26 protein-coding genes are annotated in these 24,945 nt (G+C 39.0%); 17 read left to right on the top strand and 9 right to left on the bottom strand.

Translation table 11 applies throughout. The annotated features are described in order from the left end of the window. The 4 genes from ACKTS5_RS20175 to ACKTS5_RS20160 all read left to right on the top strand — a co-directional run. The coding region (locus ACKTS5_RS20175; protein WP_408045693.1) for a diacylglycerol/lipid kinase family protein at positions 1 to 996 on the top strand (996 nt) is incomplete at its 5' end. Between the two features lie 84 nt (positions 997 to 1,080). Continuing rightward, complete coding sequence (locus ACKTS5_RS20170) at positions 1,081 to 1,239, top strand: hypothetical protein (protein ID WP_408045692.1); 159 nt, start codon at positions 1,081 to 1,083, stop codon at positions 1,237 to 1,239. A gap of 1,783 nt (positions 1,240 to 3,022) precedes the next feature. After that, the gene (gene rpiB, locus ACKTS5_RS20165) at positions 3,023 to 3,457 is read left to right on the top strand and encodes a ribose 5-phosphate isomerase B (RefSeq protein ID WP_408045691.1); all 435 of its coding nucleotides are present in this window, start codon (positions 3,023 to 3,025) and stop codon (positions 3,455 to 3,457) included. Further along, entirely contained in the window at positions 3,457 to 3,897 is a 441-nt protein-coding gene (locus ACKTS5_RS20160) for a GNAT family N-acetyltransferase (RefSeq protein ID WP_408045690.1), read from the top strand. Before rpiB ends, ACKTS5_RS20160 begins: the two co-directional genes overlap by 1 nt. A gap of 24 nt (positions 3,898 to 3,921) precedes the next feature. Here ACKTS5_RS20160 and ACKTS5_RS20155 read toward each other — a convergent pair whose 3' ends face one another. Then, the gene (locus tag ACKTS5_RS20155; RefSeq protein WP_408045689.1) at positions 3,922 to 4,773 is read right to left on the bottom strand and encodes an N-acetylglucosamine kinase; all 852 of its coding nucleotides are present in this window, start codon (positions 4,771 to 4,773) and stop codon (positions 3,922 to 3,924) included. A gap of 86 nt (positions 4,774 to 4,859) precedes the next feature. Continuing rightward, positions 4,860 to 6,311 carry an ArnT family glycosyltransferase gene (locus tag ACKTS5_RS20150; protein ID WP_408045688.1) on the bottom strand — a complete coding sequence of 484 codons (1,452 nt, stop codon included), beginning with the start codon at positions 6,309 to 6,311 and terminating at the stop codon, positions 4,860 to 4,862. Positions 6,312 to 6,467: 156 nt separating this feature from the next. Between ACKTS5_RS20150 and recA the strand changes: the two genes are divergently transcribed. The 4 genes from recA to ACKTS5_RS20130 all read left to right on the top strand — a co-directional run bounded on the left by recA (position 6,468) and on the right by ACKTS5_RS20130 (position 10,717). Beyond that, positions 6,468 to 7,475: a recombinase RecA gene (gene recA / locus ACKTS5_RS20145; protein ID WP_408045687.1), complete on the top strand. Its 1,008-nt coding sequence runs from the start codon at positions 6,468 to 6,470 to the stop codon at positions 7,473 to 7,475. Positions 7,476 to 7,611: 136 nt separating this feature from the next. Continuing rightward, the gene (locus ACKTS5_RS20140) at positions 7,612 to 8,466 is read left to right on the top strand and encodes an AraC family transcriptional regulator (RefSeq protein WP_408045686.1); all 855 of its coding nucleotides are present in this window, start codon (positions 7,612 to 7,614) and stop codon (positions 8,464 to 8,466) included. A 28-nt stretch (positions 8,467 to 8,494) separates the two neighbouring features. Further along, a complete protein-coding gene (locus ACKTS5_RS20135) occupies positions 8,495 to 10,174 on the top strand; it encodes an amidohydrolase (RefSeq protein WP_408045685.1) in 1,680 nt (559 codons plus the stop codon). A 6-nt stretch (positions 10,175 to 10,180) separates the two neighbouring features. Continuing rightward, positions 10,181 to 10,717: a GNAT family N-acetyltransferase gene (locus ACKTS5_RS20130; RefSeq protein WP_408045684.1), complete on the top strand. Its 537-nt coding sequence runs from the start codon at positions 10,181 to 10,183 to the stop codon at positions 10,715 to 10,717. On the opposite strand, the gene dut is transcribed toward ACKTS5_RS20130, so the two are convergent. After that, positions 10,714 to 11,145 carry a dUTP diphosphatase gene (gene dut, locus ACKTS5_RS20125; protein WP_408045683.1) on the bottom strand — a complete coding sequence of 144 codons (432 nt, stop codon included), beginning with the start codon at positions 11,143 to 11,145 and terminating at the stop codon, positions 10,714 to 10,716. The genes ACKTS5_RS20130 and dut overlap by 4 nt on opposite strands. A gap of 95 nt (positions 11,146 to 11,240) precedes the next feature. Between dut and ACKTS5_RS20120 the strand changes: the two genes are divergently transcribed. The 3 genes from ACKTS5_RS20120 (at position 11,241) to ACKTS5_RS20110 (ending at position 14,527) form a co-directional block, all read left to right on the top strand. Next, positions 11,241 to 12,236, top strand: coding sequence for an NAD(P)H-dependent glycerol-3-phosphate dehydrogenase (locus ACKTS5_RS20120; protein WP_408045682.1), 996 nt, complete (start codon positions 11,241 to 11,243; stop codon positions 12,234 to 12,236). A 227-nt stretch (positions 12,237 to 12,463) separates the two neighbouring features. Next, positions 12,464 to 13,123 carry a hypothetical protein gene (locus ACKTS5_RS20115; RefSeq protein WP_408045681.1) on the top strand — a complete coding sequence of 220 codons (660 nt, stop codon included), beginning with the start codon at positions 12,464 to 12,466 and terminating at the stop codon, positions 13,121 to 13,123. Positions 13,124 to 13,129: 6 nt separating this feature from the next. Further along, positions 13,130 to 14,527 carry an MFS transporter gene (locus tag ACKTS5_RS20110; protein WP_408045680.1) on the top strand — a complete coding sequence of 466 codons (1,398 nt, stop codon included), beginning with the start codon at positions 13,130 to 13,132 and terminating at the stop codon, positions 14,525 to 14,527. Here ACKTS5_RS20110 and ACKTS5_RS20105 read toward each other — a convergent pair. Further along, a complete protein-coding gene (locus tag ACKTS5_RS20105; protein ID WP_408045679.1) occupies positions 14,524 to 15,051 on the bottom strand; it encodes an RNA methyltransferase in 528 nt (175 codons plus the stop codon). The genes ACKTS5_RS20110 and ACKTS5_RS20105 overlap by 4 nt on opposite strands. Positions 15,052 to 15,167: 116 nt before the next feature. On the opposite strand from ACKTS5_RS20105, the gene mutS reads away from it, so the two are divergent. Genes mutS through ACKTS5_RS20090 form a run of 3 tightly spaced genes read left to right on the top strand, consistent with a single transcriptional unit; the run spans position 15,168 to position 19,985 of the window. Continuing rightward, positions 15,168 to 17,777 (top strand): DNA mismatch repair protein MutS, encoded by a 2,610-nt coding sequence (gene mutS, locus ACKTS5_RS20100; RefSeq protein WP_408045678.1) that lies wholly within the window; start codon positions 15,168 to 15,170, stop codon positions 17,775 to 17,777. 45 nt (positions 17,778 to 17,822) lie between these two features. Beyond that, entirely contained in the window at positions 17,823 to 19,160 is a 1,338-nt protein-coding gene (locus tag ACKTS5_RS20095) for an MATE family efflux transporter (RefSeq protein ID WP_408045677.1), read from the top strand. A gap of 57 nt (positions 19,161 to 19,217) precedes the next feature. Further along, the gene (locus ACKTS5_RS20090; protein ID WP_408045676.1) at positions 19,218 to 19,985 is read left to right on the top strand and encodes an enoyl-CoA hydratase/isomerase family protein; all 768 of its coding nucleotides are present in this window, start codon (positions 19,218 to 19,220) and stop codon (positions 19,983 to 19,985) included. Here ACKTS5_RS20090 and ACKTS5_RS20085 read toward each other — a convergent pair. From ACKTS5_RS20085 to ACKTS5_RS20075, 3 genes are all read right to left on the bottom strand, one after another. Then, positions 19,982 to 20,860: a sterol desaturase family protein gene (locus ACKTS5_RS20085; RefSeq protein WP_408045675.1), complete on the bottom strand. Its 879-nt coding sequence runs from the start codon at positions 20,858 to 20,860 to the stop codon at positions 19,982 to 19,984. The two genes, ACKTS5_RS20090 and ACKTS5_RS20085, sit on opposite strands and share 4 nt — an antisense overlap. Before the next feature lies 1 nt (position 20,861). Next, on the bottom strand, positions 20,862 to 21,032 hold the full coding sequence (locus ACKTS5_RS20080) for a hypothetical protein (RefSeq protein WP_408045674.1): 171 nt from the start codon (positions 21,030 to 21,032) through the stop codon (positions 20,862 to 20,864). 64 nt (positions 21,033 to 21,096) lie between these two features. Continuing rightward, positions 21,097 to 21,966, bottom strand: coding sequence for an AraC family transcriptional regulator (locus ACKTS5_RS20075; protein ID WP_408045673.1), 870 nt, complete (start codon positions 21,964 to 21,966; stop codon positions 21,097 to 21,099). Between the two features lie 136 nt (positions 21,967 to 22,102). On the opposite strand from ACKTS5_RS20075, the gene ACKTS5_RS20070 reads away from it, so the two are divergent. From ACKTS5_RS20070 to ACKTS5_RS20060, 3 genes are all read left to right on the top strand, one after another. Then, complete coding sequence (locus ACKTS5_RS20070; RefSeq protein WP_408045672.1) at positions 22,103 to 22,486, top strand: lipocalin family protein; 384 nt, start codon at positions 22,103 to 22,105, stop codon at positions 22,484 to 22,486. After that, positions 22,483 to 23,022, top strand: a complete 540-nt coding sequence (locus ACKTS5_RS20065) for a hypothetical protein (RefSeq protein ID WP_408045671.1) — start codon at positions 22,483 to 22,485, stop codon at positions 23,020 to 23,022. The genes ACKTS5_RS20070 and ACKTS5_RS20065 overlap by 4 nt, the downstream gene beginning before the upstream one ends. Before the next feature lie 144 nt (positions 23,023 to 23,166). Beyond that, positions 23,167 to 23,619, top strand: coding sequence for a 6-pyruvoyl trahydropterin synthase family protein (locus ACKTS5_RS20060; protein ID WP_408045670.1), 453 nt, complete (start codon positions 23,167 to 23,169; stop codon positions 23,617 to 23,619). Positions 23,620 to 23,666: 47 nt separating this feature from the next. Here the strand turns inward: ACKTS5_RS20060 and pth are convergent, their stop codons facing one another. Both pth and ACKTS5_RS20050 read right to left on the bottom strand, forming a co-directional pair. Continuing rightward, on the bottom strand, positions 23,667 to 24,233 hold the full coding sequence (gene pth / locus ACKTS5_RS20055; RefSeq protein ID WP_408045669.1) for an aminoacyl-tRNA hydrolase: 567 nt from the start codon (positions 24,231 to 24,233) through the stop codon (positions 23,667 to 23,669). A gap of 128 nt (positions 24,234 to 24,361) precedes the next feature. Then, the gene (locus ACKTS5_RS20050; RefSeq protein ID WP_408045668.1) at positions 24,362 to 24,937 is read right to left on the bottom strand and encodes a 50S ribosomal protein L25/general stress protein Ctc; all 576 of its coding nucleotides are present in this window, start codon (positions 24,935 to 24,937) and stop codon (positions 24,362 to 24,364) included. Between the last annotated feature and the right edge of the window lie 8 nt (positions 24,938 to 24,945).

Here is a 24,945-nt window from a genome sequence, read left to right as displayed (position 1 = left end):
CAAATAAAATTAGGTAAACAGCTATTAAATAAGTGTTATCAATACAATTTTGTACATTACCATACACTTTTGATCACAGTTCTTATGAATAATACTTGGTTTCTCATTATCAATCCGAATGCCGGAAATGGAAAATTTGTACAACATTTTGAAAAAATAAAACTACTTCTTAAAGAGTTTAATATAAAATACTTATACCAATTTACAGAGGAACCTAAGCAGGAATATCAGTTAGTTCAAAGAGCTATTGCTGAAGGACATAGGAACTTTATGGTTGTTGGGGGCGACGGTACACTTCATCATATTGTCAATGGCATTATGAAACAGCACTACTGTCCTTCCACTCAAATAACCTTGAGTGTCTTACCTCAGGGAACCGGAAATGACTGGGTAAAAACACATAATATTCCACATGAATATCGCGAAGTTTTGGAACTGATGAATACCGGTAGTCGCATACAGCAAGACATTGGTCTTATTGAATTGGAAACTACCAAAGCATACTTTGCCAATGTTGCCGGAATTGGCTATGATGCCTATGTTGTCAAAAAGCTAAAGAAACTAAAACGTTTAGGTCCTATAGCCTATCTAATCAGCGGTTTATGGGGGCTCCTTTTTTACAAAAAAACCCGTATCACAGTCCAGTCAGAGAATCAACATCACGATTTCAAAACCCTGATGACTCTCTTTGGCATATGCCGATATTCTGCTGGAGGCATGCAGCTTACTGCGTACAGTTCATTCGACAATGGATTACTCGATATCAGTCATGTACAATCTTTTAGCGTTTTGGAACTTCTGCTTCATTTACCGCAACTCTACTCCGGACGCATCGTTAAACATCGTAAAGTTCGATCGTTTAAGACTACCAAAATTAAACTCACTCCTAGCGTTCCTGAACACACCTATCTCCAGGCAGACGGTGAACTCATTGGTAAAGGTCCAGCAGTTGTATCCTTAATCCCTAAGGCTATCAACTTCATTAGCAAGGCCTAATTTGCCAAAAAAAGTTAAAAATATCTTAAAAAAACTGTAACATGTCTTAAAATATTTCGTCTTTACAGTATAAAACTCGACGTTATGAAAGACTTACGCAAAATAATTGGGCTCTTTTTAGCTATATTTATCATTGGCATCATCGTTGCCATTGTTAGCATCAACAGTACGTTGAACACTACTAGCACTCCAAAAAATCAAAAAGCGCAAGATTCAATTACTCATATCAAAAAATCGATATAAATACCTCTATATCAACAACTTACACTTATAGTTATTTCTATTGGAATACCCCATCGATACATTCGCTTCTGCACAACGGCTCTTGTCGTAATTTACTTCAAAACTTTCGAAATACGCCACTCTCCGAAAGTACAAAATTACCAACTAACAAAATTCTATTAACCGATATTACTTGTCGAGCCTGCAAAGGTAGATAAGATTTATCAAAATCCAACTACGCATCGAATTTAATTCGAAAAAATTTCTGCATCACTTTGGTACAAACGACTATTCCCACAAGAACATTAAGAAAATCAAAAATACGCTACTCTCCAAAAGCGAGTCCCAAAAAAAAAACGCTTTTTAAGCAATTTTAACGCCATAAGTTCAATTTTAGGAGAAAATGAAATTCATAAAAAAATATGAGCTGTAATCTTAAATTTTGAAAAAAAAGAGTAAAAAAATATAAGAATCTATAAATCAGCAACTTAAAAAAAAGAAGCGACAAAAAATATATTTTTAGACAAGTCTAAAACTCGAAAGGAGATTCCTACTTCTGGAGAAAGCGCTATTTGCAGGATATGTCAGGAATTTATCAAATATAGCATTCTCCAGAAGCGGCTATAATGAATTTGCAAAGTTACGAAAAATAAAACTCCCCTACTCAAAAATCCAAAATTTCTAAAAATACAAGCACTACACCAATTTTGCAAATTTTAGCAGCATCGCGGAAGAATTTTTATGAAAATAAAATTTTCTAAAATCTTACTTCTGGAGAATAACGAATTTCAACAAAACCTATCAAGATGGGTAAAATAGCGCATTGTACAAAAGCAACGAATTTAACAACTATTAAAATAGTTGCTATTTCGCGAATTTTTAAATGCTAACGACGATCAGCAGTTCTCCAGAATAATACATTCAAAAAAATTAGTTTATTAACAAATTTTACGCAATTCTCAAGAAACTGTGAATAAACGACCAACTTCTCGACTCTTGCACAGCACGAAATTTCAAAATTCTAACTTATCCACAAGAAATAGTCGATTATCCAGGAGTAGGTGCAGCAATTTGCTTAAAAAACACTTTTGGACAAGCGCCTATCAAAAACAAGACGGAGTTATTAACAAAATAAGCGAGTATGCAGGAGTTCTCGCACAAAAAAATCGCAACCGAAAAAAAATTTGTACAATATGACTTCTGCAGAATAGCGTATTTAAACAAAATAGCCTTGAAATCGATTTTAAAGAAGTGTCCAGAAGTAAAAACTGAAATTAACAGTTATCAACAACTAATATCATTATTAAAAAAAATTTTAAAATTTAAAATTCCTTATATATATAATAATAGCGTGTGAATATGTAGTGTAACTTCTGCTCAAATTATTTGCAAATATGACTTATTAAAAACAATAAACATTTTATTAGCTACCCAAATTGCATGATATCAACGAATAAAATAAGTTATTAACAAAACTCTTAAACTGCTATTCACTAATGAGCATGAATTTCTAATTCGTCCAATACTGTAAATAAATTGTAAATAATTTGTTGATAAATGTTCATTAAAAAATCAAAAAAAAAGTTGTGTAATTGATTTTCGTTCTTGTATTGTAAAATTTCCGTACATGGACAAAAATTTTTTTCAAAACATGCTAGTACTTCTTAACATTTTGATAATACTTGCTAATATACTTAGAACCATAGGCTTAGGGTAAATATCAAAAAAACGGGTGTTAATTACTGTTGATAACCGTTAATAACTGTATTTTTGTGTACTACAACACAATAAAAATCAATAAATTATGACAATTGCAATAGGCAATGACCACGCAGGTACATCGTATAAATTTGAGATCGTTAAGTTATTAGAAGAAATGGGACATACCGTTGTTAATTACGGTACTGATAATGAGGATAGTATGGATTATCCAGACGCTATTCATCCTACGGCAAAAATGGTTTCCGAGGGAAAAGCTTCCATGGGAATTATTTTATGTGGTAGTGGAAATGGTGCACAAATGACCGCCAATAAGCATCAAAATGTTAGAGCTGCTTTGTGCTGGAATAACGAATTAGTGGCCCTTACACGTCAACATAACGATGCTAATGTGCTAACAATTCCAGCAAGATTTGTTTCCTTACAACAAGCTCTTGGATTTGTTAAGATCTTTTTATCGACAGCATTTGAAGGAGGTCGCCATGCCAATAGAGTCGAAAAAATACCAGTTACGTGTTAATGAATTTAGAAGTAAAAAGTTTTAAAAATCTAACAACCAGTGAATTGTATGCGATACTACAGTTGCGTTCTGAAGTTTTCGTGGTAGAACAAAATTGTGTGTACCAGGACATGGATGGCAAAGATCAAGAAGCCCTACATATTATAGGTAGAAAAGCAGGAAAAATTATCGCTTATACGCGCTTATTTGACGCTGGGGCCTATTTTGAAAATCCGAGTATAGGAAGGGTTATTGTGGCCAAAAGTGAGCGTAAATACGGTTATGGTCACGAGTTAATGGCGTATTCGATTAAAGCCGCTCAGGAACACTATGACAAACAAGGTATTACGATTGCCGCACAAACCTATCTTATCAAGTTTTACGAACAACACGGTTTTGCTATCAGTGGTGATGAATTTTTAGAAGATGGGATACCACATATCCCAATGACAAGAAATTAAAAATGGCGCTACAAGCGCCATTTTTTAGGATATATTTTTGTGATAATCAATGAGGTTATCAATGGGTTTTCTAATTATTTCCGCGATGACAAGTCCCTTATCATCAGCTACTTCTTTGAGAATGTTACTGAAATAAAAGGCAATAGAACCAATAAAATAAATCGGAACCGACGGGGCTTTTTTATAATTTAAAATGTGGAAGTTGAAAAACTTTTTAAAGCCATTTTTCACCAATTTTTTGATATAGGCGTTTTCTTGATGATCAAACATAAATTTGGCAAAACTAGCTAAGTACCTGTTGGGGTTGTCAGCTTTGTATAAATTGTGTTTAATAACATCCGGAGTCAAATCAAATTCTGCAGCAAAGGCACGTCGAATATCTTCGGGCATTTTTTTGTAAAAATAATCACGTACCAATCGTTTACCGTAATAATTTCCACTGGCTTCGTCCATAATGGTATAGCCCAAAGGAGGAGCGATACTGTAAATGTCCTTTCCATCTGAATAGCAACTATTTGCACCGGTTCCTAATATACATACGATGGCCTCTTTGTTTTTTGCAGAAGCGTACACTGCGGCCAACATATCTTCTTCAACTATAACTTCTTTAGCCTGATTGAAATAAGCACTCAAAATATTGTGAAGTGCCATTTTAGGTTTTTCTGTACCACAGCCAGCACCGTAAAAATAGACTTGGTCTATACTTTCTTTATGCGTTTGTAAGGCCTCTGTATTGGCGATTCGGTGATGTAACTCTTCATCGGATACTACATTGGGATTTAGACCCAGCGTTTGGGCTCTGAATACCTCATTTTTATTTTTATCAATGGCAACCCAATCTACCTTGGTTGAACCTCCATCTGCAATTAAAATCATCGTGTATTTTTTTTCAAATATATAAATATGTTTAAAACTAACCGAGTAATCTATAATTGTAGCTGAATTTGATTAGGGCTTTCTCATTATTTTTTGGCGCTATGTAGGTAATAGGTTTTCACTGGGTAATCGAAGGCATTAATTTTAATGGTATCGAGTGGTATAAGCTGTTGAAATTGGGCAGTGATATTCGTAGTAATCGGACTGCGGTCATCACTCAGTATGAGTACTTCTCCTTTTGGTAAAGGGCGTTCTTTAATCCAATAGTCAAATTGATCAAATCGTTCGGAAATTGAGTATACTGATGGTTCTTTCAGTGCAAAAGCTAGTAGTGAGGCATTTCTGTAGGAAGAACCTATTACAGGAATGGTAGAGTGCTTACGGTGTCGTTGAATTTGTTTGGCAATTTGAGGCCATCCGTAATGGTATACGCTATCACGGTCACTGCCTCCAAAAATGGAGGTTAGTGGAACTACACCAAAATGAAAAAGCATGCCAATAACTATTGCACAGGAATAAAGTATATGAATCCAGGTCATTTTTCGCTGGATGAGCTGTTCAATTCCGAGTGGAGCAATAAAAAACAGCCCGAGTATGTTCCAATAATACAGTACATTTGAAAAGAGTGCTAACACGAAAAAACTTGTGGTTGATGTTAAAAAGATGGCCCAAGCTAGTTGAGTATACACAGTTTTGAAGCTGTTTTTTGTTGGGGCTTTTTGAGGCTGTCGATAAAGAAAAACCAGTCCCATCCAAATTATCGGGGAGAGCATGAATAGGCTTCCGATGAGAAAACCACCGTAATTTCCGTTCATATAACTACCCTCTTTTAGAGGTTGTAAGGTTCTTTGTTGGATATTAAAGGCAAAAGAGCCGAATTTGTTTTGTGCATTCCACAAGAAAATAGGGAAGGTTAGGAGTAGCGGTATAAGGATCGCTATATAGCCGCGAAGTTCTTTGAAAAGAGATCTAAATTTAGGCTTGCTAAGCAAGAGTATGAGGTAGGCAAGTCCTACAAATACCGCGTTGTATTTAGAAAGCATGGCCAGGCCTAGAAAAAAACTACTCGCGTACAAATGTGCGGTATTTCCTTTTTTATCCAACTGGACATCATTCAGAAAAATGCTTAAAAAGTACAGGCTTATACTGCTGTTGACAAGCAAGGCGTAGTCGTTCCAGGCAAATGTGGTAAACAAAAAGAACAGCGGACTCCATAAGAGGGACACTAGAATAAGCGCTGGTTGCTGCAGTTTCATTTTTCGAAAGAGTTTCCAAAAGAGTAAAACCAGAAAAACATTTGCCAAGAGCACCGGCAATCGAAGGATGAATAGAGAAGTTCCGAAGTGTGAAAAAAGCGCTTGTATCCAGGCCTGGAAACCGGGGTGATCGTGGTAAGACCAATCGGGAAATTGCCCCCATAGCCAATAATATGCTTCATCAGGATTTGGGTATACCGCTACCCAATAATACGTTTTTGCTAAAAGTAATACGCAAGCTGTACCGAAGAGTATTTGTCGATTTTTAAGTGCAGATGACACGGGCTATTTTTAATTTCAAATGTAAGTTACTCAGAAATTTACTAGGTTATGAAAAGGTAATTTTTTAGTGTAAAAAACTTCAAATGAACCGCGTTTTCCTAAGGAGTTTTTTTATAACTTAGCAACTCTTATTTTTATAATCATATAGCAGATTTTATGGCAGCAGATAAAGAAAAAGAAGCGAAATTAAAAGCGCTTCAACTTACACTAGATAAACTAGATAAAACCTACGGTAAAGGAACGGTAATGAAGCTCGGAGACAGTCAGGTTGAAGATGTTGATGCTATTTCATCAGGTTCTCTAGGATTGGATTTGGCCTTGGGAGTAGGAGGGTATCCAAGAGGAAGGATTATTGAAATTTACGGACCAGAATCATCAGGTAAAACTACCTTGACTATACACGCAATTGCAGAGGCTCAAAAAGCTGGCGGTATTGCTGCTTTTATTGATGCAGAGCACGCTTTTGATCGTTTTTACGCGGAAAGTTTAGGAGTAGATGTAGACAACTTAATCATTTCGCAACCCGATCACGGAGAACAGGCCTTGGAAATTGCCGATAATTTAATTCGCTCTGGAGCTATTGATATCGTGGTAGTTGACTCGGTAGCGGCGTTGACTCCGAAATCGGAAATCGAAGGAGAAATGGGAGATTCTAAAATGGGATTACACGCTCGTTTGATGTCTCAGGCCTTACGTAAATTAACAGCGACGATCAGTAAAACGAATTGTACGGTATTCTTCATCAACCAGTTACGTGAAAAAATTGGTGTAATGTTCGGAAACCCTGAAACGACTACAGGAGGTAACGCTCTTAAATTCTACGCTTCGGTTCGTTTAGATATCAGAAGGAGAACGCAAATTAAAGACGGTGATCGCGTAGTTGGTAACAGTACCAAAGTGAAAATCGTTAAAAATAAAGTAGCACCACCTTTCCAAACTGCAGAATTTGATATTATGTACGGAGAAGGAGTTTCTAAAGTCGGAGAAATTTTAGATATTGGGGTCGACTACGGAATCATCAAAAAAAGTGGTTCGTGGTTTAGCTACGGTGATACGAAATTAGGACAGGGTAGAGATGCCGTAAAAGGTATTATTAAAGACAACCCTGAATTGATGGAAGAGCTAGAAAACAAGATTAAAGAAGCTATTGAAAATCAAGAATAAAAGCAATATTTAAATTAGAAGTTCCAACTATTACTATGAAAAGCTGTTGAATACCTATTCAACAGCTTTTTTTTTGTATTTTATCTTGTCAATTTAGGACAAAAGTAAACTGCAATCATCCTCATAACTTTGTAACGTGGAAACAATTGAATATTACAAACAGAAGTTGCAACCGGTGGTTTCCTACATCAGAACGGAATACGCTAATAAGATTTCGGTGGCAGAGTTAGAGGCCTTGGCTCCGTATTCATACAGAAATTTACAACGCGTATTTAAAGCCCTATTTGGTGAAACAATAGGTGCTTTTGTTAGTAGATTAAAGGTCGAAAACGGTGCGAAGAAATTACTGTATTCATCTGAAGGAATTAAAGAAATAGCCCTTACTGTTGGTTATGCTGACGTGGCTAGTTTCAGCAAAGCTTTTAAAAAGTACTACGGAATTTCACCTGCCCGCTATCGAAGTAAAAAAGAAGCAATATTTCTAAGTAACCATAAGAAACAAAAAGCCATGCCTTTTTTTGAGGATACGATTGTTGTTGAACCTGCAAAGACGGTATTTTATACGAGTTTTAGAAGTGATTATTACCACGTAGATCTCGATGAGAAATGGAAGGATTTCATCGCAGAAGCGGAAGAATTACAGTTGCCAGTAAACAGCCTAGAAACACTAGGGATCATATGGGATGAACCGCTAATTTCTGAGTATATTAGCTATCAGTACGACGCTTGTATTGACATTACGGATTTGCCAGTGTCCAAAGAGAAGTTTCGGATCAAAGAATTACCAGCACAGCGCTATGCCGTGTTTATGCATTCAGGGTCCTACCAACGCATAGATGATACCTACGATAAAATATTTAGCCGTTGGATGTTGACCAGTGATTGGGAAGTGTCAGAACAGCCCTTTGTGGAAAAGTATTTAAAACACGAGGGAAATACTTCGAGCATTCACGAATACCAAACAGCAATTTACATTCCTTTAAAAGGCTGATGAAAATCGGTCATAAACAATGAATAAGATGAAATTATTAATACTCCTGTGCAGTATCGTATGTGCAACTAAAGCTTGCAGCCCAAAAGAAACCGCTACTACCGCTAGTCAGCAAAGTACACAGGTACTGTATTACAATGCAAAAGTTTATACGGTAAACAGTGCTATGCCCTGGGCAGAAGCACTGTTGATTGAAGGGAATAGTATCGCCTATGTCGGAACGGAAAAAGAGGCCCGAAAACGGGTAAAGCCAGGTGCCAAATTCGTAAATTTAAAAGGGAAGCTAGTATTACCAGGACTTCACGATGTTCACATGCATCCGATGGAGGTAGGATCGGGAGCAACGGATTTTGAATTGTCAGAGACAGAAGTAAACGCAGAAAACTTTTTACAAATCGTGCGGTCAGCAGCTCAAAAGAAACCCCGAAAAAAGTGGATAATTGGTTTTGGACACGCCTTGGGAACGCTTTTGGAAGCTCGCCGAAACCCCATTGAAATTTTAGATGAGGCCGTGCCCAATCGTCCGGTGGTGATCATGGAACACACTTCGCATTCTATGTGGGTAAATTCCGAAGCACTTCGCATGGCAGGGATCCACTTAAACACACCGAACCCGCAAGGAGGAATCATAGTGAAAGAAGGAGGTAAATTTACTGGAATTCTCATTGATAACGCCGGTGATTTAGTATATCAAAAGGCATTAGAAGACCTTCGCAATCCCGCTGATGAATACGATGGAATGGTAACTTATGTACTTCCTGAACTGGCGAAACACGGCATTACTTCGGTTTGTGATGCACGTACTTATTGGAAGCGAGGTCAACACAAGGTTTGGAGAAACTTGGCTGCTGACGGTAAGCTTACAGCTCGATTTAACTTAGGTTTATGGGCGTATCCGACCGCTGAAGATACCGAACAATTGAAGGCGTTGAAAGAGCTCTTTGACGATCGCAGTTATGAGTTTTTAAAAATAAATCAAATAAAATTGTACGTCGACGGTATTACCCACAACACCACCGCAGCCTTGCACACTAATTACCTCGAAGACTATTTTAAATTACCTACCAACAACGGATTGAATTATTTTACGCAAGACCGACTGGAACACTACATAAAAAATTTGGAGTCCGCAGGTTTTGATTTTCACATTCACGCGATTGGGAATCGAGGTATTCACGAAGCTTTAAATGCCGTTGAAAAAGGAGCCACATCGAAAGGAAGGCATCGAATAACACATGTAGAAATGGTAGATAAACGCGATTTACCGCGTTTTAAGCAACTCAATATAACCGCAGATGCTCAGGTAGCCGGTGATTTTACACAACCGCAACACTGGCATGAAAATGCCTACTTGGTTGGTACTACCTTGGCTAAGAACTTAGTTCCTATAAAGAGTTTGCACGAAGCAGGAGCTCGCGTAACGCTCAGCAGCGATTGGAATGTAAGTACGATGAATCCGTTTATAGGCTTGCACAACGCAGTCACGAGAAGTCCTCAAAACATTTCGTTGGAATCAGCGGTTAAAGCCTATACCTTTCATGCGGCCTATGTGATGCGTCAGGAAAATATGTTAGGGAGTTTGGAAAAAGGGAAGTTGGCCGACTTTATAGTCTTAGATCGCAATATTTTTGAGGTGGCTGCCTCAACAATCAAACAGACCAAAGTAATCTTGACGGTTTTTAACGGAAATGAAATTTATAAAAGATAACATCTAATGATACCCTTGACCCCAGAAATAGCCCTGTGTGCAATAGAGGAGCAGGACGGAGAAGCGCTGCGAGCACTCATGCGTCGAATTTATCCACCGGCCTACGCACACTATTGGGAAGATGCCGGTCGTAGTTATTTGGACAGCCAATACAATCAGCAACAATTTTTAAAAGATTGTAAACAGGAAAACGCCGGCTATTATTTTTTGTGTCAAGGATCGGAAAAAGTAGGAATTTTTCGTTGGGTAGGAGGGCTTCCATTGGGGGCTATGGAGGGAGCGTTCCTAAAAATCCATCGTTTGTATTTGGCTCCAGAAATTCAGGGGCAAGGAATTGGAAAATTACTAATGCGCTGGGCAGAACAGCTCGCTCGAGAGCAAAAGTATTCCGTACTGTGGTTAGATGTCATGAACAAACAACCCCAAGCATTTGAATTTTACAAGAGCTTGGGGTATCAGTATTATACTCATTGTGAATTGAATTTTGAAAAGTTGTACAAAGACTACCGAACGATGAGCCAATTGTACAAGAGAATTACTTAAACTCCCGTACTTCCAAAACCTCCTTCACCGCGCGCTGTTTCGTCAAGTGTTGTCACTTCTTCCCAAGTAATACGCTCGTGTTTTGCAATGACCATTTGTGCAATGCGCTCTCCATCGTTAATAACGAAAGGTTCGTTGGATAGGTTGACTAAGATTACCCCCACTTCACCGCGGTAGTCAGCATCAACAGTTCCAGGTGCATTTAAAACGGTGATTCCTTTTTTAGCAGCCAGGCCACTTCTGGGACGTACTTGCGCTTCGTAACCCACAGGTAATGCCATGTAAATTCCTGTTTTTACAATGGTTCGTTCCAAAGGGTTTAGCGTAATCGCTTCGTCTATATTGGCTCTTAAATCCATTCCAGCAGAACCGATGGTTTCATAAGATGGAATTTCGTGTTTAGAGCGGTTTATAATGGGTACGTTCATGGTTAAATGTATTTTGTGCCAAATATAATAACCTTAACTTTTAGATAGAACTTTAGAGATTTATTAATTTCGCAGTTCATAATTTGAATTACTAAATGAAAGATATTCGAAATATAGCCGTTATTGGAGGGGGCAGTTGGGCAACCGCTATTGTAAAAATGTTATCTGAAAATTTAGATACCATCGGTTGGTATATGCGCAGTGTGTATGCCATTGAACACATCAAAAGAAACAAACACAATCCGAGTTATTTGAGTTCGGCAGAATTGCATCCAGAACAATTAGACTTGTCGGATGATATCAATGCCATCGTCGAGAAGTACGATGTATTAATTTTTGCTATTCCCTCTGCATTTTTAAGTGTAGAATTGGAAAAACTCACCATTCCACTACACGATAAAATTGTGTTTTCGGCCATCAAAGGAATTATCCCAGAATCTGGGTTGATCGTAGGAGAACACTTCCACAAACACCACGATGTGGCCTTTGAAAATATAGGAGTTATTACAGGACCTTGTCATGCTGAAGAGGTGGCTATGGAACGCTTGTCATACCTAACTTTGGCATGTCAGGACGAAAAGAAAGCAAAAGAGTTGAGCAAAAGCATAGCCGGAAGGTATATACGTACCAAAATTTCCGATGATATTATCGGAACGGAATACGCAGCAATGCTCAAAAATATTTACGCTATTGCGGCGGGTATTGCTCATGGTTTAGGCTATGGTGATAACTTCCAATCCGTATTGATGAGTAATGCGATTCGCGAAATGAAGCGCTTTATTAAAAAAGTGCATAAAATGAAACGAAACATCAATAACTCAGCGTATTTAGGCGATTTATTGGTTACTGGTTACTCCGTGTTTAGTAGAAACAGAATGTTCGGAAACATGATCGGTAAAGGATATACTGTGAAATCTGCTATGTTTGAAATGAGTATGGTTGCTGAAGGGTATTACGCTACAAAAAGTGCCTATGCTATCAAATCAGAGAACGGAGCAAAAACACCTATCATCGACGCTGTCTACAACGTCTTGTACGATAAGAAAGAAGCGAAAGATGAGTTTAAAAAGTTAACAAATAGATTAGATTAGTTGTTTGCATCTATACAAATAATCCTTCTTTAGCATAAAGAAGTCCTCATCAATCGCTTCTAATCTCGTGTGTGTTGTGTAGGTTTTGTATTAAATACTAACGACAAATTTAGGCTAAAATTCTGATTAACAAATTTTTTCGCTCCCTAATATCAAAAGAATTAAAATTAATGTTTTTTTAACAATTGATATTTTTTTTATACTTTTAGTTTAAAATTTAACAATAAATGAAAACTATCCAAGAAGCTGTAGAGATTACGATTAGGAAAACTCCCTTTATCGAAGAGGCATTGAATGAAAAACTCATCAATGTATCCTCATTAGCGCGGGAAATTTTACCAGAGGTTTCTAAGTTACTAAAAAAAGAGGTAAAAGTAGGAGCAGTGATGATGGCAATTAACAGGTTGTCACCAGTAAATGAGCTCAGAATTCGGAAGAATATCAAGAAATTAGCCTTGGATTTAGGAGATGTAATTGTACGTTCAGATCTCTGTGATTTTACGTTTAAAAATACCTCTTCTTTACTAAAGGAAATTGCGAAGATCTTGAGTAAATCAGCGGATAGTAACGATTACTTTTTAACGGTATCACAGGGAATTTTCGAAACGAATATTGTAACGAGTAAAAACTTACAGCCTTTTGTAGAGGAAATTTTTAAAAGTGAGATACTGATCAATAACGTCAATGACTTGGCGTCGATTACCATCAAATTACCCAAGGAAAACCTAGAACAATCAGGGGTGTATTATTTTATACTCAAGCAGTTTGCCTGGGCAAATATCGCTGTTCAAGAAGTCATTTCCACAACACATGAAATGACAATAGTTGTAAAAGAGCAGGATGTCAATGAAACTTTTGCCATTTTAATGGATTTAAAATTGAATTAGAAACCTATGGAAAAGAACGATGCGTACGCGTCTTTGCGAATCAAAGAGTTTAATATATTTCTATTAATTCGCTTTTTATTGGTCTTTGCATGGTCCATGCAGTTTGTCATTATTGAATGGGAAATTTACGCGTTGACCAACAGTAAATTGAGCTTAGGTATTATTGGAGCGTGTGAATTTTTACCCGCTTTTTTAATGGCTCCTTTTGCGGGTCATATTGTAGACCAACGAGAAAAAAGAAATTTGTTTGCGCTCATTATCGCATTGTTTTCCATGATAAGTTTTGGATTGTTTTTCTTTACCAGTCCCGAGTTTATGGGAAGCTGGAACAAGGATGCTTTTGTATACGCCATGTATTCCTGTCCTGATTTTTTTGGTACGATTACCAGTGATGTTTTAGGAAATACGGCGAGCTTAACTCCGAAATTCATCGGAGCTTGGACTCAGGACACCGTATTGTATTGTGTGTATGCTTTTGTTTTTTTCGGTGGATTATTGCGCTCCTTTTTCGGTCCAACCATCTTTTCTTTAATTGCATTAATCGTACCTAAAAAGTTGTATCCCAATGCCGCTACCTGGAGCAGTACTACCTGGCAAGTAGCCACAGTATTAGGGCCTGCATTTGCCGGATTAACCATCGCGTTGTTCGGAGTTGCACCTTCATTAAACATCGTATTTGGATTGGTAGCGTTGTCTTTTTTGTTCGTGTTTTTTATCAAAAAGAAACCGATAATGAATCACAAAAAAGGAGAACCTTTTTGGGACAGTCTCAAGGAAGGGGTGACGTTTGTTTTTAAGACCAAGGTGATTCTCGGTGCCATTACTTTAGATATGATTTCGGTGTTGTTTGGTGGAGCCATAGCACTCTTACCCGTATTTGCTAGAGATATTTTACACGTCGGGCCTTCGGGCTTTGGGATATTGAGAGCTGCGCCCGCCGTAGGAGCTTTTATTACGATGTTTGTATCCGCACATATTCCGTTGAGTAAAGATGCCGGGAAAAAGCTGTTAATGGCGATTTTCGGTTTTGGACTGAGTATTATTCTATTTGGAGTTTCCACGTCCTTTTACCTGTCTATTGTTGCGCTGTTCTTGAGCGGTGTTACCGATGGCGTATCGATGGTAATTCGTCAAACGATATTGCAGTTGAAGACTCCCGACCACATGAGGGGGAGAGTGGCTTCTGTAAATTCGATGTTTGTAGGATCGTCAAATGAACTCGGTGCTTTTGAGAGTGGATTGACAGCAAAGTTAATGGGAACAGTGACAGCGGTCGTGTTTGGTGGGTGTATGACCTTATTGACCGTAGGACTTACGGCCTTAAAAAATCCGACGCTGAGAAATCTCGATTTAACCAAAGATATCGAAGAGCACGAACGAGAAGAAAGTACAGAAACTTCCTAGGATACCTTCGTAAATAAATCCCATAAAACAACGCCACAGCTCACAGAAATATTTAACGAGTGTTTGGTACCGTGCTGCGGAATTTCTATGCAATTGTCAGAAAGTGATACGACTTCTTGCTGAACGCCTTTTACTTCGTTTCCAAAAACTACTGCGTAGTGTTGGTTGGGTTCTGGTTGAAACGCATTAAGCATAGTACTGTTTTCTGCTTGTTCTATGCTGAGCACGCGAATGCCTTTTGCCTGCAATTCTTTGACTAGGCTTACCGTATCTTCAGCGTATTCCCAGTTAACAGACTCGGTAGCGCCGAGGGCCGTTTTGTGAATTTCTTTGTTGGGAGGCGTCGCTGTAATCCCGCAGAGATAGATTTTATCGATGAGAAAAGCATCAGAAGTTCTAAACACCGACCCCACGTTATTTAAACTTCTAATATTGTCTAAAATCACCGTGATCGGTGTTTTACTAGATTGCTTAAATTCTTCGACGCTGATACGTCCTAGTTCGTTGTTTTTCAATTTTCTCATATACCAAATCATTTAGCGTTAAAAAGCTGCATTTTAATGAAAACTAGCTTTCTTGAACAGCCTTACTATGTCACTTTTTTCTATCTTCGCAAAACTAATCGAAAAAATCCATAAACTTGGCAAAAACAAAGGCAAAAAAGGTAACCCCATTAATGCAACAATACAATGGAATTAAAGCAAAATATCCAGATGCTATGTTGCTGTTTAGGGTGGGAGATTTTTACGAAACCTTTGGAGAAGACGCAATCAAAGCTTCCGAGGTATTAGGTATTATCTTAACAAAAAGAGGTGCAGGTTCCGAGAGTGAAACTGCTTTGGCAGGATTTCCACATCACTCGCTGAATACTTATTTGCCAAAATTAGTGAAGTCGGGCTTGCGCGTGGCCATTTGCGATCAGTTAGAAGATCCGAAAATGACCAAAAAAATCGTCAAGCGTGGAGTCACCGAATTGGTAACTCCTGGAGTCGCCTTAAATGACGATATTTTACAGTCGAAGTCCAACAATTTCTTGGCGGCTGTACACTTTGGAAAAAAGCTATTAGGAGTGTCATTTTTGGATGTATCTACCGGAGAATTCTTGGTGGCGCAAGGAAATGAGGAGTACGTAGATAAGTTACTGCAAAATTTTGAACCCAGTGAAGTACTGGTACAAAAGCAATTTAAGCAGCGATTTTTAGAACTCTTTACCAATCGCTACCACAGTTTTTATTTGGAAGATTGGGTGTTTCAAAAAGATTATGGTTACGAAACGATTAGCAACCATTTTAAGGTAGCGAACTTAAAAGGATTTGGTGTTGAGGAACTCGAAGAGGGCATCGTGGCAGGAGGTGCTGCCATGTACTACCTTTCAGAAACGCAGCACAATAAAATTGAACACATCCAGTCAATAAGCAGAATTGCTGAAGACCGCTATGTTTGGATGGATCGATTTACCATCAAGAATTTAGAATTGTACGGAGGAAATTCATTGAATTCCGTATCCTTATTGAACATCATTGACAAGACCATTTCACCGATGGGAGGACGTTTATTAAAGCGTTGGTTGGCCTTGCCATTAAAAGAATTGGACGCGATTAAGAAGCGTCATGAAATGGTGGCCTACTTTGTAGAAAGTGAGGAGTTCTACGATACCGTACAGTACCAATTGAAACAGATTTCAGATATTGAACGCTTGATTTCGAAAGCAGCCACAGGTAAAATTTCTCCTCGAGAAACCGTGCTGTTAAAAAATTCATTGAAAGCGATATTGCCTATTAAGGAAGCTGCAGAACACAGTAAAAATGCTTCCGTTAAACTGATAGGGAAACAGTTGAATGACTGTACTGCTCTGATTGCAAAAATTACGGAGAGCTTGTTGGAAGACGCTCCGGTAAATATTAATAAAGGGAATGCAATTGCCGCGGGAGTTTCAGTGGAATTAGACGAATTGCGCAGCATCGCAAATTCCGGTAAGGAATACCTAGATGCCATGTTGGAGCGCGAAAGTGAACGAACGGGAATTCCGAGTTTAAAAATAGCGTATAACAACGTCTTTGGTTACTATATCGAAGTGAGAAATACGCATAAAGACAAAGTACCTGAAAAGTGGATTCGCAAACAAACCTTAGTCAATGCAGAGCGTTATATTACCGAAGAACTCAAAGAGTACGAAGCGAAGATTTTAGGTGCGGAAGAAAAAATTCAAAGCCTTGAAACAAACCTTTTTGCCGAGTTGATTTCGTATTTAATCAGTTTTGTGCAACCCGTACAAGAAAATGCACAGTTGCTGGCACAAATAGATTGCTTGTTGTCTTTTGCTGCGTTGGCAATTGAAAGAGAATACATCCGTCCAGAAGTTGATAAGAGTACAGATATCGAAATAATCAAAGGACGCCATCCTGTAATAGAACAGCAATTACCTATAGGGGATGAATACATCGCCAACGATGTTGTGCTCAATAGAAAGGAGCAACAAATCATCATGATTACCGGACCGAACATGTCTGGTAAGTCGGCTATTTTACGCCAAACAGCCCTGATCGTATTGCTAGCTCAGATGGGGAGTTATGTCCCTGCTGAAAAGGCCCGAATTGGGTTGGTCGATAAAATATTTACGCGCGTTGGTGCTAGTGATAATATTTCTATGGGAGAATCGACCTTCATGGTAGAAATGAATGAAACCGCTTCGATTTTAAATAATATTTCTGAACGCAGTTTAGTGCTGCTCGATGAAATAGGAAGAGGAACGTCTACCTATGATGGAATTTCTATCGCTTGGGCCATTACAGAATACCTACACGAGCACCCTTCCAAGGCAAAAACCTTATTTGCTACCCATTACCACGAATTGAATGAAATGACGACCACCTTTGAGCGTATTAAAAATTTCAACGTATCGGTAAAAGAACTAGAAGACAGTATTATTTTCTTGAGAAAGTTAGTAGCAGGAGGTAGTAATCACAGTTTTGGTATTCACGTTGCAAAGTTGGCGGGGATGCCTCCAGTTGTTATTAAAAGAGCGAATAAGATTCTAAAACAGTTAGAAGAAAATCACGCACATAAAGAAGTTAAGGATACTCTTCAAGCGGTATCTAATGAGGAAATGCAATTGAGTTTTTTCCAATTAGACGATCCGCTATTAGAAGATTTACGCGAGGAGATATTGACTACGGATATCGATACCTTAACTCCGATAGAAGCCTTGATGAAGTTAAATGAAATCAAACGCATGCTCAGCAAAAAATAGCAGCGCTGCTACCGATGACTTCGGGTTAATTGATAAAACATAACGATGGGGGAACACGATATAAGTTTTAAGCGCATCAATAAACTTGCTATACCGGCACTGATTGCTGGAGTGGCAGAACCTTTGTTATCGACAACGGATTTAGCCATTGTAGGTAATATTCCGGTACAAGCCACGGAAAGTATTGCAGCCATAGGTATTGTAGGCGCGTTTTTATCGATGCTTATTTGGGTTTTTGGACAAAGCAGAAGTGCCATATCATCGATCGTATCTCAGTATTTAGGAGCCAATCGCCTGGATGAAATCAAAGACCTTCCTGCTCAGGCCGTCGTGCTGGTTGTGGGCGTGAGTTTGCTTATTTTGGGGCTGAGTTTGCCATTGGCACGGCAAATTTTTCAGTTTTACAATGCAACAGGAGACATTTTAGATTTGGCGGAGTCGTATTACAAAATTCGCGTTTTTGGATTTCCTTTTACCTTGTTTGTCATTGCCGTATTTGGAGTATTTAGAGGCTTGCAAAACACCGTTTATCCTATGGTTATTGCCTTGGTGGGAACAGTGGTAAACATCGTTTTGGATTGGATATTGGTTTATGGAATTGAAGGAGTACTTCAACCCATGAATATCGAAGGAGCAGCTTATGCCAGTGTGATAGCACAGGCCGTAATGGCGCTAATGTCAGCGGTTTTACTCGTAAAAAAAACGAGTATTCGACTGCGATTTCACTTACCGTTTAACAAAGAAATTCCTCGCTTTGTGACCATGATAGGGAATCTTTTTATCAGAACCATTGCCCTCAATGTCGCATTGTATTTTGCTACGTCTTATGCCACAGCTTACGGGAAAGCTCATATTGCAGCCTATACCATTGGTTTAAACCTGTGGTTGATGGGAGCTTTTATGATTGATGGTTACTCCAGTGCTGGAAATATTTTAGCTGGAAAGCTAAAAGGGGCCAAAGCCTTTGATACCTTGTTAATGCTAGGAAGACAATTAATGAAATACGGCTTTGTATTCGGATTGGTGCTGACGGCAATTGGGGGGCTTTTATACGGATACATCGGACGTATTTTTACCCAAGAGACCTCAGTACTCCAACAATTTGACAGTACGTTTTGGTTGATATTACTCATGCAGCCGATTTGTGCCATCGCTTTTATCTACGACGGAATGTTCAAGGGATTAGGAGAAACCCAATACCTCAGAAATTTACTATTGCTAGCGACCGGATTGGTATTTATTCCTGTACTGTTAGTCTTTGATTATTTAGGATATCAATTGTACGCTATTTGGATGGCCTTTTTTGCGTGGATTATAGCGAGAAGCTTCCCGTTGATTGTCCTTTTCAGACGTAAATTTTCAAAACTAGCCGAAGCGTCATAAGGGTAAAAGAGTCGTTGAAAATTCCTTATTTTTGAGGAATCATAGAAACAAACACACATGACAACGACAAGACCTAATGGTAGTTTATACACAAAAATTGAAGGAAAAATAGCAACAGTTGAGTTCGGACATCCTGCGAGTAATTCTTTTCCCAGTGAATTGTTAAACCGTTTAGCGGCTGAGTTTGATACTTTATCGGTCAACGATGAGGTGGCTGTTATTGTTCTGAAATCAGAAGGAGATCGAGCCTTTTGTGCAGGAGCTTCTTTTGACGAGTTAATGGCAGTAGAAAATTTGGAGCAAGGAAAGATCTTTTTCTCTGGCTTCGCAAAGGTGATCAATGCCATGCGCAGCTGTTCAAAATTAATTGTGGGTCGCGTTCAAGGTAAAACTGTTGGCGGTGGTGTAGGTTTGGCAGCTGCCTGTGATTACGTATTGGCTACAGAGCACGCTGCAATCAAATTATCTGAGTTTACCATCGGAATAGGTCCTTTTGTTATTGCGCCTGCAGTAAAGCGCAAAGTTGGAGTTAGCGGATTGGCAGAACTTACCTTGGATGCTAGCAGTTGGAAAAATGCCTATTGGGCTAAGGACAAAGGACTGTACGCTCGCGTTTTTGAAACGAGCTCCGAGCTAGACAAAGAATTGGAATTCTTTACCGAAAAACTGGCCTCGTACAACCCAGAAGCGTTAACAGAAATGAAAAAGGCACTTTGGATGGGGACAGAACATTGGGAACAACTCCTACTAGAACGTGCTGAAACATCGGGAAAACTAGTACTTTCTGACTTTACCAAAAGTGCCTTAGCAAAATTCAAGAGCTAAAGAGCTTTCTTTTTTTTAAAATATTCGGGCTTCCATACCAGGTTTCCAAAGATGATTTTTAATCTGTGTTTCCAATTTTTACATTGGAGTACCTCCTTGTAAATATTGTAGTATTCTATAAAATTGATCGTCATTGGATTGTTGGTATGGATGTTCTTTGTTAAACCGTAGCGAACGCTTTCTTCTTCTCGTTGGAAAGTACCAAAGAGTTTGTCCCACAGGATCAGAATCCCTCCGTAATTTTTGTCGAGGTATTTTCTATTGGAACCGTGGTGGACTCTGTGGGTAGAAGGGGTATTGAATACTTCGTCGAGCCAACCGAGTTTGCCTATGCGCTCTGTATGTATCCACGTTTGATATTGGGCAACCAAAACAAGCGCTACAAGCGTTTGAAACGGACTGAACCCTATCAGTACCATCGGAATCAGAAAAAGCCACTCAAATAGCCCCTCAACGATGCTGAGACGCATGGCTATGGTTAAGTTATAGTCTTCAGATGAGTGATGAACGCTGTGACTGGCCCATAAAATTCGGTGCTCGTGTTCTAAGCGATGCATCCAGTAATAGGTAAAATCAGCGGCAATCACTGCCAACACCCATGACCCAATGGTCATTTCTATCGTAAAGAACTGAAGGTATTGCACCGCAGTTAATCCGAGTAAACCCAGGGTACCCACGATGGTTTTTTCCAGTAATTGGTTCATAAAAAAGATGGCAATATTAGCTCCGGTGTCCTTCCATCTGCGCGTTTTTCCCTGGAGCAGATCTCCGATAATTTCGATGCATATCAATCCCATATTGATGATAAAGAAGTATCCGATATAACTGATGATTGGAGCTTCTTCTAACAGATAGCTGAGTTGTGTTAGGTCCATATTACTTGGCTGTTGGAATAAAATAGGAGAACCATAAAAACCAGAGTACATTGAGCAATACCCAAAAGGAAGCTCCACAGGTAAAAAAGCAAAGTATTTCCGGAAGTTTGTAAATACCAATAATTCCTAAGAATCCGAGGTACCAATGCCTATCGAAGGTGTAGTTTTTCATGAGGTTGTATTTTTTTTCAAAACTACGGTCGAGGTCGTTGTTTTTGTTTGTCCGATTAGGACATTTACTCCACGGGGATGTAAATCTCCGTTAATAGTTCTTCTTGAGGAGTATCTTCTTCGTCGTTCAAATAAAATTCTAAGATGGGTGCATCGGCAAATTCTAAAGCAACCTCGGTAAGCCAACAGGCATAGATGCGTTCGTAGGTTTCGTAACAGCTTTCATGGCTTCCTTTGTGAACGAACTTGGCGTATTTCTGGGGGCGGTGAACCTTGAGGGCAAAATGTCCTTTGGTAGTTACTGCTTGTGCGGGGTCAATGATCAAACCAGCGTGATAGCGACAATGTATGGCGTCTGAAATTTCGTCATCGTCTAGTATTTCTGCGACGGGAATGGAATTCTCATCTAGCAATTGTTGTCGATGGGCAAAGGTCAATAACTGATTCCAGGTTTTTTCGATAGCGGCGATGTTTTCGTACGAACCCTGATAGGGAAGGTAGAGTATTGTAAATTCCGGTAGGGTTTCGACTTCGAAATTGAGTTGTGGCTCGGTGGGGGCTACGGGTATGTGCAAGAGTTCTTTGGTAATATTGAGTTGTAGGGCAGCACTTCTGCGGAAATTCGATGGAGAGCTTCGAAAGTGTTTTTTAAAAGCTTTACTGAAGGCTGCTACATCACTGTATCCAATTTCTAGGGCTATATCTGAAATTTCGTGCTCCGAGTACTTCAGGTATTCCGCTGCTTTTTCCAAGCGCTTTCTCTTGATAAATTGTCCGATGGTTTCGTGTTGCAGTGCTAAAAAAATACGATTGATATTGCGATAAGAGTAATGCGCAATATCTTCAATATCATCCGTACTTACCGGCGATTTAAATCGCGTTTCCAAAAACTGTACGAGCTTTTGATAGCGAGCTAGTTGTGTCTCGTTTTTCATGGAAGTGTTTTTACAAAGGTACGGACTAATACCGGTACTCATTTGTCCAAAAGCGACAGTATATACGCTTGTAAACTGTCCGAAATTGACAAACGCTAAGCGCGCTTCGCTGGGTACTTTTGGCAAAAAAGAAAAAATGACTGGAATTTTAAAAGGGAGCTTAGCACTGATTTGGGTAGTGTTAAGTGGTATTGTTAAAATCGATACCAAACAAATGAAGGGCACTTGGATTTTAAAAGGATACGAGGTTCAAGGAAAAGTGTATCCACCAGAAACAGCAGCGCAAAAAGATTTTATCACCTTTTTTACGCAGGGTACTTTTTGTAGTGTTTCGGAAGGAGAAAAAGAGGTTGGGCATTGGAAGTTTAACGAACAAACATCGGTGCTTCGAATGCTCGTTAACGGTAAGGTGCATTTAGAGGGATCGATTGTTCATTTGACAGCGACTACGCTCGTGGTCCATTGGGAAGTTGCCGGCTTAGAAGAGGTAAATGTTCATTACAAAAGGGCGGTCCAATGAGAATACTGTGGTGGTTAGTACTGTTTCAAGTGGGGAGAGTAATGGCTCAGGAGCAGGGGACCCAAGAAACCAAAGCTCTTGAATTATTGACTTTTCGAAAAATGGTCAGTGTAGCTTATGAAGGATATCAAATACGCTATGAGCACTTTAAGAATGTGAAGGAAACTTGGGTGGTTCCTACTGTATTTGCCTTTAGTAGGTATCGAATGCGACCCGAAACCTTAAAAAAAAGAGGGTTTTCTGATCAAGATCGCTGGGTTTTTGATATTGGGTTTTCTGGGTATTGGGTGGCACATCCAACACTATTTATTGGGATGGGCGCTAAGGTTCCCCTCGGATATGAACGAGTCCGGGAATATTCAGGCGTGCGGCGTTCCAAATTTTTGATTGGTTTGGGACTCCAACAGGGAGTACGCTGGGTGGCCTCTGAAGATTGGGGACTTGTATTGGGGGTACACAGTTCACAATACCTGATGAATTCGGAGGTTACCCGAGGGGGAATTCGTTGGGAGTTTGAAGTCGGGATTCAATTCTAAAGGGCTTTTAAGGGGGGAAGTAAAATCTAATTTGTATTTTCGGCGGATAAATTATTCAGAAAATATGGGAGATTTTTTATTCCTCGGTTTGGCGGTTCTTCTCGTGGTTGTGTATTTTTACAACAAATTTAGAAATAGACGCCGATGAGTACAATTAGAATTACTAAGCAATTTAGTTTTGAAACGGGACATGCGCTTTATGGCTATGACGGAAAGTGTAAAAATGTACACGGGCATAGTTATAAGCTTTCTGTAACTGTTGTCGGTACGCCTATTAGCGATACCTCAAATGTAAAGTACGGAATGGTGATTGATTTTGGCGATTTAAAAAAGATCGTTAAAGAAGAAATCGTCGATGTATTTGACCATGCTACAGTGTTTAATAAAAACACACCGCATATTGAATTAGCTAAGGAATTACAAGTTCGAGGTCACCATGTGATCTTGGTCGATTATCAGCCTACAAGTGAGATGATGATCATTGATTTCGCAGCTAAAATCCGTCAGCATTTACCTGAGACGATCCAACTACACTCGTTAAAACTGCAAGAGACAGATACGAGTTATGCGGAATGGTACGCAAGTGACAATTCTTAAAACCCAATAAAAAAGAGCAGTGATTGATTTCATTGCTCTTTTTGATGTTACTTATTATTGAAAGCATTCATGGTATTGGCCATTCCTGCATTGATAAACGAATTGACAGCATTGACGCTTTGCGGAATGCGCTCGATTAAGGCACTTTCTTCCTCGGCACTCCATTGGCCTAAAACAAAGTCTACCTGCCTTCCTTTTGGATAGGCTGCTCCAACACCAAATCGGAAGCGAGGATAGCTTCCAGAATTGCACTTTTCTTGAATGTCTTTAAGGCCGTTGTGTCCGCCGGGGCTTCCTTTCGACTTAAAGCGAATGGTTCCGAAGTCGATGTGAATATCATCGGTGATAATCAACACGTTTTCTAAGGCGATATTTTCTTTCTTCATCCAATACAAAACGGCTTTACCGCTGAGGTTCATATAGGTACTTGGTTTGAGTACAAAAACCGTTTTTCCCTTAACGCGCAGTTGCGCGAGTTCTCCCAGTTTCTCAGACTCAAAAGAGGCGCTGTGTTCTTTGACAAAGGCATCAACGATTTTAAAACCGATATTGTGACGTGTATTGTCGTATTTTTCACCGATATTACCCAAACCGACGATGAGAAATTTTTTCATGGAATGTGGAGTTTTAGTACTGGTATTCCTACCAAAAAATTGCTGAATAAATTTGAAAAATGACATAATATCATAAAAAAAGCGTTACCAAAGTAACGCTTTTAAAATACTCTTAATGAGTTAGTTTATTAACTTTCTGCTTCAGCAGCAGCTTTAGCCGCGTTACGAGACATACGTACTTGAGCTACCACAGTGTTATCTGGGTGTAAGAACGTGTAGTTTTCACTTTTTAATTCAGTAACGTATAACTTGTTACCGATTTCTAATTCAGTGATATCAGCTTCGATAAAATCAGGTAAGTTTGCTGGTAAAGCTTTCACTTTTAATTTACGTAAGTTGTGACGTAAAGCACCACCAATCATAACCCCTTTAGAACTTCCTACTAAACGTACAGGAATTTCCATAGTTACCGCTTTGTCTTCGAATAACTGGTAGAAATCGATGTGTAAGATTTCATCAGAAACTGGGTGAAATTGAATGTCTTGTAAAACAGCGTTGTAAGTTGTTCCTTCAAGTTCAATCGTTGCTGTATATACGTTTGGAGTGTATACTAACGGTTTAAACGCTTTAGCTTCCGCTGAAAAGTGTATAGGTTGATCTCCTCCGTATAATACGCAAGGAACCTTTCCAGCATTACGTAAGGCCTTAGTTGCTACTTTACCTACGCTTTCTCTTTTAGATCCATTGATTGTAATAGACTTCATTACTTGTG

This window comes from Tenacibaculum litopenaei (assembly GCF_964514025.1).
In the GTDB taxonomy this organism is placed as follows: domain Bacteria; phylum Bacteroidota; class Bacteroidia; order Flavobacteriales; family Flavobacteriaceae; genus Polaribacter; species Polaribacter litopenaei.
This window is presented reverse-complemented; position numbering and strand designations above follow the sequence as displayed.